Source organism: Lachnospiraceae bacterium (genome assembly GCA_025758065.1).
Classification (GTDB): Bacteria; Bacillota; Clostridia; order Lachnospirales; family Lachnospiraceae; genus Enterocloster.
This window is the reverse complement of the sequence record CP107199.1, coordinates 581,527-594,171: the sequence shown is the minus strand read 5'-3', so window position 1 is coordinate 594,171 and position 12,645 is coordinate 581,527. Positions and strand designations below refer to the sequence as shown.

Sequence of the window (12,645 nt, the reverse complement as noted above, 5' to 3'; positions counted from 1 at the left end):
GAAACGAAAATGAGAAAGAATGTAAGAAAATTAGAAGCTTTACTTCTGGCTGGCGCAATGGCTGTTACGACAGCAGGCTGTATGCCTACGTCAAAATCTCAGGATTCTGCAGGAGGACAGAGTGCCCAGGAAAGCAGTACTGCACAGAACACAGGGGAAACCGCAGCAGCTGCAGACCTTGAGGTGGATACCCAGACACCTATTACTTTGAGATTAAACTGGTGGGGCGGGGATTCCAGAAATCAGGCTACACTGGCAGCTATTGATAAATTTCAGGAGAAATATCCAAATATCACGGTGGCAGCTGAGTACGAGGCATTTAACGGTCATGAGGAAAAGATCGCTTTGGGAATCAAATCTGGTAATGCAGCAGATGTGATGCAGCTGGACTGGAGCTGGGTGTCTACCTACTCACCAAACGGAGATAATTTCTATGATCTGAATAAAGTGTCTAATATCCTGGATCTGGACAATTATACAGATGGAGATAAAAGCGTGTTTACCATCAATGGCAAGTTGAATGCGATCCCTATCAGCAATACAGGAAGAGTTTTCTGCTGGAATAAGACCACCTTTGACAAGATTGGTGTGGAGATTCCTACTACTTTAGATGAATTGCTGGCAGCAGGAAAAGCCTTTGAGGCATATGACGAATCTTACTATCCAATGGTCACGAAGGAATTGGACCGTGCATTCCTTATGGTTTATTACCTGCAGTGTAAGTATGGTAAGGATTGGGTAAAGGATGGCGCTTTGCAGTATAGCCAGGAGGAGATTGCAGAGGGATTTGATTTCCTTAAGAATCTGGAGGATAATCACGTAATTCCTACTCTTCAGAAGGTAGCAGGAGACGGTGCCGATCTGATTGATACAAACGCAAACTGGATCGATGGCCATTATGCAGGTATTTTTCTGTATGATACCTCTGTTGTAAAGCATGCAGAAGCAGTAAAAGACGGTGAGTTTGTGATTGGCGATTACATTAAGATGGGAGATTACCACGGAGGCTTTATTAAGGTAAATCAGGCATTTGGTATCAGCGCAACCACAGAGCATCCTGCAGAGGCAGCTGCGCTGATCCAGTTTTTAGTAGCTGAGGAAGACGGTGTAAAGACTCTGGGAGATACACGTGGTGTTCCGGCCAACAAGGCGGGCTTAGCTATGTTGGATTTAAGTGGAAGCCAGGTAGCAGAGGCAAATGCAAAGGTAATGGAATGGAGCAGCTTCCAGATGGATCCTACCTTTGAAAGAAGCTCTTTTACTGGCGCAGATGGTACATTCTTTAATGCTCTTCAGCTTTCCAGCTATGGAGAAAGTGATTCCATGTCCTGTGCGCAGATCGTAATGGATGGGGTGGCAAAAGAGCTGGCTGCTTCAGGTTCATGAGATCTTTCGTTATGAGATAAAAAGAAAAAAATAAATAATAGGTGTACTCTCGGTTGTAAATGCAGCTGACAGAAATCTTCGTACAAAAGCGTATACAAAGAGATTCCGGGAGTACATAACTGTAATACATAATTTGATGAACGGGAGGCAACGCGGATGTTTACTTTTGATTTTGAGGATAAAATAAAATTTACAAAAGCCGTGTATTATCATTTTCATAAGATTCCCCTTCCAAAGCCTTTTAAAGACGGAACCGGAGGAATGGGAAAGTTCGCTCCTGAGCAGGGATGTATTGAACTGTATGATCAGGAAGGAGCATGTGCTCACCTGACTGTAGGTCCTGGATTTGTTACTGATATCCTTCCTATGGTTTTGAATGGAGAGGAACACAGCTACAATGAGTGGAGAAACAGCCTTTACTGGAAGATAAGAAACGCCGGATTTCAAAGCGAAAAGGCAGTGGAGGTAGGACAGCTGGATCTGATGATGCTGGATATTCTGGCTCAGAGGGCGAAAAAGCCTCTTCACAGATTTATGGGTGCGACTAAGGACTGGGCACAGGCTTACAAGGGAGGCGGTTCCCTTCTTTTAGAAGACAATGAGCTGGTAGAAGATATGGTCCGGTACGTGGAAGAAGGATATACCACTGTTAAATTTAAGGTGGGAAGCAACGACGGCACAGATATGGAACGGGATCTGCGAAGAATCGAGAAGGTCCGCAAGGCAGTGGGAGACAAAATCGGTGTAGCAGTTGACTGCAATCAGAGATGGGATGTGGACAATGCATTCCGGTTTGCAAAAATGTGTGAACCATATCATCTGGCATGGCTGGAGGAACCGATCCATTCCCACAACATGAACGGAATCCGCCGCTTAAAGGAGATGGGGGTGACGATCCCCATTGCTTTTGGAGAGTCCATGAGGATTTATTATGAATATGAAACTTATATTGAAAAAGGCGTGGATCACGTTCAGCCTTCTATTGGCAGAATGACAAGAATGGATGACATCATAAGGATCCGTGACCTGGCCCGTGAAAAGGGAGTTAAATTCACATCTGGCGGAAGAATCTATTTAAATGCTATCTTTGGTTGTTTATACAACGAAAATGAATGGATCGAATATCATGAGCCCATCAGTCGTCCAGTGGGAGCCTACACATTGTTCCAGCCTGAGGAAAAGAACGGTCGTTTCTACTGTCAGCCAGATCTTCCAGGCAATCCACAGCGTTTAGACATTGAGAAATTGGAAAAAGATGGGCTTATGGAAAGCCGGGAAATTTATTATCCGAAAAACTGGTAAATTTTAATTCCGAGAGTAAATTTCAAATAACAGGAGGATTTGATCAATGAAAGTAGGATTTATCGGATTAGGAATTATGGGAAAGCCAATGGCAAAGAATCTTTTAAAGGCAGGTCATCAGGTTTGTGTTAATGACTTCCACAAAGAAGCAGTAGAGGAACTGGTAGCAGCAGGCGCTACAGCAGGTGCAAATAACGCAGAAGTAGCAAAGGGCGTAGACGTAGTCATCACCATGGTGCCAAATTCTCCGAATGTAAGAGCTGCTCTGTTAGGTGAAAATGGTGTTGCAGAGGGCGCAGATAAGGATACAGTCGTTATCGACATGTCCTCTATCGACCCAGTAGAGTCCAAAAAGATCGCTGCTGAATTAAAAGCAAGAACCGGCATGGAAATGTTAGACTGCCCGGTATCCGGTGGAGAGCCAAAGGCAATCGACGGAACCTTATCTATCATGTGTGGTGGTAAGAAAGAGGTATTTGACAGATTTACAGATCTGTTAAAGGCAATGGGAAGCTCTGTAGTATATGTAGGCGAGATTGGTTCCGGAAACGTAGCAAAACTGGCAAACCAGATGGTAGTAGCAGCCAATATCGGCATCTGCGCAGAGGCAATGACCTTCGCAAAGAAGATGGGAACCGATCCGGAGCTGGTATATCAGGCGATCCGCGGCGGCCTTGCTGGTTCTACGGTTATGGACGCAAAGGTCCCAATGATGTTAGCTGGAAATTATAAGCCTGGATTTAGGATTGACCTGCACATCAAGGATTTAAACAATGCGTTAAACGCTTCCCACGCTATTAACATGCCAGTACCAATGACTGCCCATCTGATGGAAGTAATGCAGGAATTAAAGAACCATGACGAAGGCAGCTGTGATCATGATGACATCATCCGTTACTATGAGAGAATGACAGGTGTTTCTATTGTAAAAGAGAAATAATTCTTTGCTGATCTGAGAGGGAAATATTATGAATACAGATTTTATCAAGGGCGTTATCGTTCCTATTATTACAGTCATTGATGAGGATGAAAAGATCGATGAAGCAGCCATGCGTGCGCAGGTAGACTATGTTATTAATGGCGGTCTTCACGGGATCCTTGCTTTTGGTTCCAACGGCGAGTTTTACCAGATCGAAGAAGAGGAAATGGAGCGCGGATTTAAGATCATGGTAGACCAGGCTGCTGGAAGAGTTCCGGTTTACTTTGGTATCGGCGCTATCAATACAAAGAAATGTGTCCGCCTGGCAAAAATGGCAGTGGCAAATGGCGCAGCAGGCATTTCCATTTTACAGCCAATGTTTTTAAAACCGAATTTTAATGAACTGTTCCTGCATTTTAAAACGATCGCAGAGGCAGTTCCGGAAACACCGGTTCTGCTGTATAATAACCCTGGAAGAGTTGGTTATACCTTAAGCGCAGATCTGGTGGAAAAACTGGCCCATGAGGTGGAAAACATCGTTGGTATGAAAGATACCTCCGGTGATATCAACCAGACAGAGGAATTTATCCGAAGAAATGCAGATGTAGGCTTTAAGGTATTTGGCGGAAAGGACACACTGTTATATGCCAGCCTGTGTATCGGAGCTGTAGGCGGCGTGTGTACAGCCGGAAACTTTATGCCGGAGCTGATCGTAGATATTTACAATAAATATGTAGCCGGAGACATCCAAGGTTCCCTGGCAGCCCAGTATAAGTTAAATCCGGTGCGTCTGGCTATGGACGGAGCCAGCTTCCCGGTAGCAGCAAAAGATATGGCAATCATGCGTGGACTGGCAGCTGGAAAACCATATTTACCAAATCTTCCAACACCGGAAGGTGCGTCTTATGATAAGATGAAGAAAGAAATGGAAAAAGCAGGTCTGATCTAATATGAAACATACAGTTACATTAAGAAATGGAGTGCAGGTTCCGGCCTTAGGGCTTGGAACCTGGTTCCTTGGAGAGAATAAGTCCGCCAGAGAGCGGGAACAGGAAAGTCTGCGTGCAGGTGTTGCAGCAGGCATGACGCTGATCGATACAGCGGAAATGTATGGAAATGGAAAAGCGGAAAGTCTTATAAAAGAGGTCATTTCTGATAAAAAACGGGATGATCTTTTTCTGGTATCCAAAGTTCTGCCAAACAATGCGGGAAAGCACCGCCTGGAGCGGGCGTTAGATGACTCTATGAAGCGCATGGGTGTAGAATATCTGGATCTTTATCTGTACCACTGGAGGGGGAGCTATCCTCTGGAAGAAACCGTAGCAGAGCTGGAACGGGTGAAAAAGGCAGGAAAAATCAGAGAATGGGGCGTTTCCAACTTCGATATTGATGATATGGAAGAATTATGGATGATCTCGGAAGGCCGAAACTGTCTGGTAAACCAGGTCCTTTATCATACCGGATCCAGAGGGATTGAATATAGCCTTCTGCCATGGATGAGAAAGCATGATGTGGCGTTAATGTCCTATTGCCCACTGGCACAGGCGGGGACTTTGAGAAGGGGCATTTTAAATAACCCGGTTTTAAAAGAAATCGCCCAAAAGCATAATGCCACCGTAGAGCAGATCATGCTGGCCTGGAATATTCGGGACGGACACACCATTGCAATTCCAAGGAGCGGCAAGGCAGAACATACACTTCTTAATGCTGGGGCAGATGAGATACAGTTGACGGAACAAGATTACAAAGCCATAGATCAGGCTTATCCGCCGCCAACTAAAAAAGAATATCTGGATATACAATAAAAAATACCTCCTGACTCAGATGATAGGAACATCACCTGGTCAGGAGGTATTTTATAGGTCAAGTACTACTGTAATCCATTTTCCGGTACATTTGCATCGGTAGGATCATAGGTCTGTGTATCCGGGATCATGGTCTTGATGACCGGACGGTCAAATGGACCTGGAATCGGGGATTCGTATACAGTGATGGAAGTTCCAAGTGCGCAGTGCTCGTAGATCCAACGGGAATCTGCGGTAGTCAGACGGATGCATCCGTGAGATTTGGTAGCGCCTAAATAGTTGTAAGTAAATGCTTTTAAGGTATACGGATCTGGTCTCTCATAAATAACAGAGTGAAGAAGGATCGGGATACCTGCATCCAGACGGGTCAGGTACTGGCAGTATTCATCGGTGTTCATCAGTCTCCAGCGGTATTTTTCAGGAGTCTTGTGTTCACCTAATGGGGTGTCATCACCAGTAGAACACAGGAAGGATTTGTATGGGATGATATAGCCATTGTCCCCATCTGGAATATAAATAGTCAGGCAGTTCATCTGCTTGTTGATCTTGATCTTAAACTGCCCCTGATAATTTAAGTAAGGTTCCAGATCAGTAACCAGCCTGCCGTCGCCTTCAAAATAATACTTATATCCATCTATGTACTGCCATCCGGTTACAATGGAATTGTCTACCACATAATAACGGTCTCTGTCATTCCATACCCATCCGGTAAAGTTATCGCCGGTACCATTGCTAAATACAGGCGTGCCATTTACGAACTGAATGCCGTCAGGAGCAGCAGATACTAATGGCTTGTCCATCTTATAAGCTGCGCCTTCTGTGCCTTTGCCCCACATGGAGAAGCGCATACCTGTAATAATGCGGCCGCAGGCCATAGCACCGTTGGTGCCGCCATTTCTGGACCAGTCGCATTCTGTTCCGTCAGAAAGATCAGAACGGTAATAAACATCAAAACGGTCACCGAAAATACCATTTAAACGGATCTGTACAGCTTCAATTGGATTACCGGCTGCCCAATCTGTATGTCCGCCGTTCATCGCCCAGTTGCTCCAGCCCCGTGCGCTGCTGTAAGTACGGTAGAGGACATCACCAGGAAGATTGTTCGCATAGATACACATGCTTAAAAAGCCGGATTCACCTACAGAAAGAACAGAGTCATCATGGACCGGATCGCTCCATGTTGTATCAGAAGCACGAAGAAGCTGTACCTGTAAAAATGCCTGATTGGCCGGAACCTGGGCAGAAGTGTCTTCCGTAACAGTTTCTGCTGCAGTTGTGTTTTCTGTTGTGGTGTTAGAAGCGTTTTCTGTGGTCTGGGAAGTTTCAGACTGGGAATTGCCTGCAGGCTGGGAAGAATCTTCTGTAATGGCAGTCTGGGAATCATTATTTCCAGATGCCTGGGAATTGTCACTGGTATCGCTAGGTGCCTGTAAAGACACTTCGTTGGTCTTTGCGGCGCCAGGACCATTGTTTGAATCATTTTTGAATGCGAAAGCAGTGGTAGCCTGCCCTGCGATGAGTGCAGAGGCAAGAGCTGTCATTGCCAGATATTTAAAACTTTTGTGCATAATAAAAACCTCCTGAGGTTAGTTACATGTTATTGTTTATATAACAATAATCATACTTCTACTAATTTATCATAATCAGGGGAAAAATGCCATATAGGATTTACATTTTAAAAGTGGTATTGTAAAATCGTAAATAAAATGACCACGGAATGTAAGAAATGGAAGGTATTATGAAAGAAAACGAACAGGCGGTCCATGTGATCTATGCTTCCAATGACGGTTATGCCGGACATCTGGCGGCATCATTATGCTCATTGCTGGACAATAACCGCCATATAAATGATCTGGATATTTATGTGCTTTCAGCCCAGATGTGCGAAGCGTTTAAGGAACGGCTTAAAAATCTGGCAGCTGGTTTTGGACGCAGGCTTTATGCAGTAGAACTGGGAGACCTGAAGGAAAGATTTCCTTATAAAATAGATACCAGGGGCTTTGATATCAGTGCCATGGGGCGGCTTTTTGCGCCGGAGGTATTGCCGGAGACTGTGGATAAGGCGTTGTACCTGGACTGTGATACCATTGTCTGCGCTTCCATTGAAAAGATGTACAGGACACATTTAGGAGGCTGTCTGGCGGGTATGATCATGGAACCGACTGTGTATAAAGAAATGAAAGAGTCCATTCATATGGAAAAGGATGATGCCTATTTTAATTCCGGCGTGATCTTAATGGATCTTGCAGGCTGGCGCAGGGAAAATGTGCTGAAAAAGTTACTGGATTTTTACGGGGATCATGCAGGAAGCCTTTTTGCCTGTGACCAGGACACTATTAACGGGACATTAAAAGGGCGTATTTTACCTCTGTCTCCAAGGTACAACTTCTTTACCAATTACCGGTATTTCAGGTATAATACACTGGTACAGCTTTGCGATGCTTACCGGGCGGTAGGCAAAAAGGAGTTTGCAGCAGCAAAGAGAAAGCCGGTGATCATCCATTTTCTGGGAGATGAACGTCCCTGGATCAGGGGAAACCACAACCATTATGGAAAATGGTACAGGAAATATCTGGCTATGACCCCATGGAAGGATATGTCCATGCAGAAGGGAAAATTCTGGTATATGCAGCTTTGGTGGTGTTTTAACCAGATCACAAGAATATGTCCGGAATTTCGCCTTGCGATCAGCAGGCGGCTGGGAATGAAGGTCATTGATGATCGCAAAAAACGTCAGGGAAAGTGAAAGGGATTATGGACGCAGACACGAATATATGTGCCGTAATATTAAATTATAATGATGCACAGACAACCATGAAACTTACAGAAAGCTGGAAAGACAGCAAAGTAATCCGCAATATCATTATCGTGGACAACTGTTCGACGGATGACTCATGGGAAAGATTGGGAGAATTTAAAGAAGAATTTGCTTCTGACCATACAGATAATTCGGATAATTTGGATAAAGTGCAGCTGCACCTGTTTAGAACTGCAAAAAACGGAGGTTATGGAAGCGGAAACCAGGCGGGGATCGATTATGCAGTCCAGTATCTGGAGCCGGATTATATTATGATCGCAAATCCTGACGTACAGGTAAGCGATGCCTGTATCCTGCGGGTGGCAGATGCTTTAGAAAAGCAGGAGGACGGAGCGGTGGCTTCTGCCATGGTGACAGATGTAAATGGACAGCCATCCTTTAGCTACTGGGATCTGCAGTCTATGTGGCTGGATCTTTTAGATACCGGGCTAGTGACCAGGCGGCTGTTCCGGGCATTTTTAAAAACACCGTTAGATAAGCTTTTGCTGGCAGCAGATGGAACCAGCCGTATAGTGGGAGCTCTTCCAGGCTCCTTTTTCATGGTAAAAACAGGCTGTTTCACACCTGGAGATCTAAAAGAGCTGTTTGATAAACACGTATTTCTCTATTATGAGGAGAAAATATTAGGACAGAAATTAAAGAAAATGGGATTAAAAGAGCTTTTAGTGACAGATGCTTCCTATGTTCATGCACATTCTGTAAGCATTGATAAAAGCTATAATAAGATAAGTGATAAACAGAAGCTCCTTCATAAGAGCAAGTTATATTACTACCAACATTACCTGAAACTGGGAAAAATGGAACTGGCTGTGGCAAAAGCATTTCTGGCGGTGGTCCTGGGAGAAGTAAAATTTCTCACAGGTGTCTTGAAGATGCGCTGGTAATGGGGGATAATAGTGTAACAGGATAAGAAGAAAGTGTTATTGTTCAGCCATGAGATTTTCTTGTTTCCATATTCATGAAAACAAGAAGCTTGGTGGAACTGTAACAGGGTATAGAGGAATAGAAACAATGGATAAGGTACTTTTGGTCATACCGGCCTATAATGAAGAAAAAAACATTGAGAGAGTGGTAGACCATATTAAAAACGATTTTCCGGAACTGGATTATGTGGTGGTCAATGATGGCTCAAAAGATGATACGGCTGCCATTTGCCGGAGACGGGGATATAATTTTATTGATCTTCCGGTAAATTTAGGACTGGCTGGCTGTTTCCAGACCGGTATGAAATATGCATGGCAGAAGGGCTATAGCTACGCTGTACAGTTTGACGGTGACGGACAGCACCGACCGGAATATATTAAGTCCATGAAAGAAAAAATGGATGAAGGTTATGACATTGTTATTGGTTCACGCTTTGTAACAGAGAAGAAAAGCTGGTCCATGAGGATGCTTGGAAGCCGGCTGATCGGAACGGCGATCTGGCTGACTACAGGAGCAAAGATCAAAGATCCTACCTCAGGCATGCGTCTTTTCAGCAGGAAGATGATAGGGGAATTTGCCTGGAATTTAAATTACGGACCGGAGCCAGATACCGTATCCTTCCTTATCCGTCAGGGAGCAAAGATCGCAGAAGTGCAGGTTACTATTGATGACCGGACAGCTGGGGAAAGCTATTTGAAACCATTGACAGCAGTAAGCTATATGGTGCGTATGCTGTTATCCATACTGGTCATCCAGAATTTCAGAAAGCGTTAAGCAGGTTAAATATGAAAAATCTTACGAAGCGGTTATTATATAAGGGAGATAATGTTGCAAGAGCCAATGTAATATGGAATATTGCAGGCAGCTTTGTATATGCCTTTGCAAGCATGGTACTCTCTTTTCTGGTCATACGTATGGCAGGAGAGGAAAAGGGAGGCATATTCTCCTTTGGATATTCTACATTGGGTCAGCAGCTGTTTTTAGTGGCTTATTTTGGAATAAGACCTTTCCAGATCACAGACGGAAAAGGTGAGTATTCTTTTGGGGAATACAGGGAACATAGAAATATGACCTGTATGCTTGCATTGGTTGCAGGTGCTTTGTTTCTGACTGCAAGGACCATAGCTTTCCGAAATGGGATCGGGGATTATACAGCAGGGAAATGCATGATCCTGCTTCTTCTTGTGATCTATAAGGTCATTGACGGATATGCAGATGTATATGAGTCAGAATTTCAGCGCCAGGGATGCTTATATCTTACAGGAAAGTCAAACTTTTTCAGGACTATTTTTTCTGTAGCTGTATTTACAGTGATCCTGGGGGCATTTAACCATCTGCTGTTTGCCTGCCTCATGGCAGTGGCTGCCCAGGCAATGGGTGTTTTTTTGTTTGACCTGGATGTGATCCATGCATTAGATCATGTAGACTGGACGATTACAAAGGGAAAAGTGGCGAAGCTGTTTAAAAATACAGGATTTTTGTTTGTTTCCGTATTTCTGGATTTTTATATTTTCTCTTCTGCGAAATATGCTATTGATGCTCATATGAACAATGCGGCATCAGGATATTTCAACTTGATTTTTATGCCTACCTCTGTTATTTATATGGTAGCCAATTTTGTGATACGTCCTTACCTGACAACTCTTACAGATCTTTGGACAGAAGAAAAGATCACTGAGTTTAAGAAGACACTGGTGCGTATCGCAGCGGTTATTTTAGGGCTTACTGTACTTGCAGTGGCAGGTACGCTTGTTTTAGGAAAATGGGCACTTTCCATTATGGAGCTTCTTATGGGAGGCGAAAAGGGAACACTGACCGTTTATTTTTGGGCATTTGCAGGAATCGTTCTTGGAGGCGGTTTTTATGCCCTGGCTAATCTGATGTATTACGCACTGGTTATCATGCGGAAGCAGAAAACCGTGTTTTTTGTATATGCATCGGCAGCAGCAGCAGCGTTTTTCCTGTCAGGAAATCTTGTCGGGATTTTGGGCATTGACGGGGCGGCGCTTTGTTATCTGCTGCTGATGGCAGGAGAAACGGCGGGTTTTGGTCTTTGTACCGTAAAGTCCTGCAGAAGTGAGGAAAAGGAGATAAGACAATGACAGAGGAAAGAAAGAGTGAAAATGCTCTTCGTAAACCACGGGTGGATGTGGTGATTCCTACCTATAAACCAGGTAAGAAATTTTCCAGACTTTTAAAAATGCTGGAAAAGCAGACCTATCCCGTAGGGAAGATCATTGTAATGAATACAGAAAAGGCGTTCTGGAATGAAAAGGGCTTTGAAGGGATCGGCAATCTTCATGTCCACCACCTGACGAAAGCGGAATTTGACCATGGCGCTACAAGAAACAGGGGAATGCGGTTCAGCAGGGCAGACATTGTAGTGTTCATGACCGATGATGCGGTTCCGGCTGATGAATTTTTAATTGAAAAACTGGTAGGGGCATTTGAACAGAGAGGTCCGGAAGGAGAAGCTGTGATCATGGCTTATGCAAGGCAGCTTCCTGACAAGGACTGCCCGCTGGCGGAACGTTATACCCGTTCTTTTAATTACCCGGAGAAAAGCTGCTTAAAGACAAAGGCAGATCTAAAGCGGCTGGGGATAAAGACCTTCTTTGCTTCCAATGTATGCTGTGCCTATGACCGGGAGAAGTTTTGGTTTCAGGGGGGATTTATTCAAAATGCCATATTTAATGAAGATATGATCTTTGCAGGAAAGGCGGTCATGGAAGATGATTATGCCATTGCCTATGTGGCTGATGCAAAGGTGATCCATTCCCATAACTACAACTGCACCCAGCAGTTTAAACGGAATTTTGATCTGGCAGTATCCCAGGCAGATCATCCGGAGGTATTTGGCGGTATCCATTCGGAAAGCGAAGGGATCCGTCTGGTAAAGCAGACGGCTAGGTATCTGTCGCAGCAGCACAGACCATGGCTGATCCCGGGAATGTTTGTAAAAAGCGGTTTTAAGTATATGGGATACCGCATGGGAAAGGTATATTCCATGCTTCCACGGTGGCTGATCTTAAAATGCACCATGAACCGGGAATACTGGCTGGAGAAAAAAGAAGGCGGTGACAGACGATGATGACAATGATGCTTCGTGTGATACTGATTGTAGTTTCTGTTATTACCATGACATTTATGATGCGTAAGATACGTCAGGCGAAAGTTCAGATCGAAGCTGCCATGTTCTGGGTGATCATGGCGCTGCTCCTTGTAATATTTGCAGTGGTGCCGGGAGTGGCTGATCTTTGTGCAAGGCTTTTAGGTATTTACTCTACCCCGAATTTTTTATTCCTGTTTATGATCTTTTTGCTCATCATAAAAGCATTTGGCATGACGATCCAGATATCCCAGCTTGAAAGCAAGCAGAGGGAGCTGATCCAGAAAATGGCGCTGGAACAGAAAGAGATAGAAGAAAAAGAGACAGTATTGGAAGAAAGGGAAGCTGCTCTGGAAACATGCAGGAAAGGTGAATAAAAAGG

12 protein-coding genes are annotated in these 12,645 nt (G+C 44.3%); 11 read left to right on the top strand and 1 reads right to left on the bottom strand.

Features of this window, described 5'->3' with window-relative positions; translation table 11 throughout:
• Positions 1-9: 9 nt before the first annotated feature.
• The 5 genes from OGM16_02710 (at position 10) to OGM16_02690 (ending at position 5,412) form a co-directional block, all read left to right on the top strand.
• The gene (locus tag OGM16_02710) at positions 10-1,386 is read left to right on the top strand and encodes an ABC transporter substrate-binding protein (GenBank protein ID UYJ47205.1); all 1,377 of its coding nucleotides are present in this window, start codon (positions 10-12) and stop codon (positions 1,384-1,386) included.
• A 156-nt stretch (positions 1,387-1,542) separates the two neighbouring features.
• On the top strand, positions 1,543-2,688 hold the full coding sequence (locus OGM16_02705; GenBank protein ID UYJ47204.1) for an L-alanine-DL-glutamate epimerase: 1,146 nt from the start codon (positions 1,543-1,545) through the stop codon (positions 2,686-2,688).
• Between the two features lie 46 nt (positions 2,689-2,734).
• A complete protein-coding gene (garR, locus tag OGM16_02700) occupies positions 2,735-3,628 on the top strand; it encodes a 2-hydroxy-3-oxopropionate reductase (GenBank protein ID UYJ47203.1) in 894 nt (297 codons plus the stop codon).
• 28 nt (positions 3,629-3,656) lie between these two features.
• Positions 3,657-4,556 (top strand): dihydrodipicolinate synthase family protein, encoded by a 900-nt coding sequence (locus tag OGM16_02695; GenBank protein ID UYJ47202.1) that lies wholly within the window; start codon positions 3,657-3,659, stop codon positions 4,554-4,556.
• 1 nt (position 4,557) lies between these two features.
• A complete protein-coding gene (locus tag OGM16_02690) occupies positions 4,558-5,412 on the top strand; it encodes an aldo/keto reductase (protein ID UYJ47201.1) in 855 nt (284 codons plus the stop codon).
• 65 nt (positions 5,413-5,477) lie between these two features.
• On the opposite strand, the gene OGM16_02685 is transcribed toward OGM16_02690, so the two are convergent.
• A complete protein-coding gene (locus OGM16_02685; GenBank protein UYJ47200.1) occupies positions 5,478-6,980 on the bottom strand; it encodes a L,D-transpeptidase family protein in 1,503 nt (500 codons plus the stop codon).
• A gap of 170 nt (positions 6,981-7,150) precedes the next feature.
• Between OGM16_02685 and OGM16_02680 the strand changes: the two genes are divergently transcribed.
• The 6 genes from OGM16_02680 (at position 7,151) to OGM16_02655 (ending at position 12,640) form a co-directional block, all read left to right on the top strand.
• Positions 7,151-8,158 carry a glycosyltransferase family 8 protein gene (locus OGM16_02680; GenBank protein ID UYJ47199.1) on the top strand — a complete coding sequence of 336 codons (1,008 nt, stop codon included), beginning with the start codon at positions 7,151-7,153 and terminating at the stop codon, positions 8,156-8,158.
• Between the two features lie 8 nt (positions 8,159-8,166).
• Positions 8,167-9,114 (top strand): glycosyltransferase, encoded by a 948-nt coding sequence (locus OGM16_02675; protein ID UYJ47198.1) that lies wholly within the window; start codon positions 8,167-8,169, stop codon positions 9,112-9,114.
• Between the two features lie 127 nt (positions 9,115-9,241).
• Complete coding sequence (locus OGM16_02670; GenBank protein ID UYJ47197.1) at positions 9,242-9,928, top strand: glycosyltransferase family 2 protein; 687 nt, start codon at positions 9,242-9,244, stop codon at positions 9,926-9,928.
• 11 nt (positions 9,929-9,939) lie between these two features.
• Positions 9,940-11,256, top strand: a complete 1,317-nt coding sequence (locus OGM16_02665) for a lipopolysaccharide biosynthesis protein (GenBank protein UYJ47196.1) — start codon at positions 9,940-9,942, stop codon at positions 11,254-11,256.
• Positions 11,253-12,245 (top strand): glycosyltransferase, encoded by a 993-nt coding sequence (locus OGM16_02660; protein ID UYJ47195.1) that lies wholly within the window; start codon positions 11,253-11,255, stop codon positions 12,243-12,245. The genes OGM16_02665 and OGM16_02660 overlap by 4 nt, the downstream gene beginning before the upstream one ends.
• Entirely contained in the window at positions 12,242-12,640 is a 399-nt protein-coding gene (locus tag OGM16_02655) for a DUF2304 domain-containing protein (GenBank protein UYJ47194.1), read from the top strand. Before OGM16_02660 ends, OGM16_02655 begins: the two co-directional genes overlap by 4 nt.
• Positions 12,641-12,645: the final 5 nt, after the last annotated feature.

Bases quoted from the DNA above. Each gene is read 5' to 3' on its own strand.
- OGM16_02695 (UYJ47202.1), top strand. From the start codon at position 3,657: ATGAATACAGATTTTATCAAGGGCGTTATCGTTCCTATTATTACAGTC.
- OGM16_02675 (UYJ47198.1), top strand. From the start codon at position 8,167: ATGGACGCAGACACGAATATATGTGCCGTAATATTAAATTATAATGAT.
- OGM16_02710 (UYJ47205.1), top strand. From the start codon at position 10: ATGAGAAAGAATGTAAGAAAATTAGAAGCTTTACTTCTGGCTGGCGCA.
- OGM16_02665 (UYJ47196.1), top strand. From the start codon at position 9,940: ATGAAAAATCTTACGAAGCGGTTATTATATAAGGGAGATAATGTTGCA.
- OGM16_02705 (UYJ47204.1), top strand. From the start codon at position 1,543: ATGTTTACTTTTGATTTTGAGGATAAAATAAAATTTACAAAAGCCGTG.
- OGM16_02685 (UYJ47200.1), bottom strand. From the start codon at position 6,980: ATGCACAAAAGTTTTAAATATCTGGCAATGACAGCTCTTGCCTCTGCA.
- OGM16_02670 (UYJ47197.1), top strand. From the start codon at position 9,242: ATGGATAAGGTACTTTTGGTCATACCGGCCTATAATGAAGAAAAAAAC.
- OGM16_02655 (UYJ47194.1), top strand. From the start codon at position 12,242: ATGATGACAATGATGCTTCGTGTGATACTGATTGTAGTTTCTGTTATT.
- OGM16_02680 (UYJ47199.1), top strand. From the start codon at position 7,151: ATGAAAGAAAACGAACAGGCGGTCCATGTGATCTATGCTTCCAATGAC.
- OGM16_02690 (UYJ47201.1), top strand. From the start codon at position 4,558: ATGAAACATACAGTTACATTAAGAAATGGAGTGCAGGTTCCGGCCTTA.
- garR (UYJ47203.1), top strand. From the start codon at position 2,735: ATGAAAGTAGGATTTATCGGATTAGGAATTATGGGAAAGCCAATGGCA.
- OGM16_02660 (UYJ47195.1), top strand. From the start codon at position 11,253: ATGACAGAGGAAAGAAAGAGTGAAAATGCTCTTCGTAAACCACGGGTG.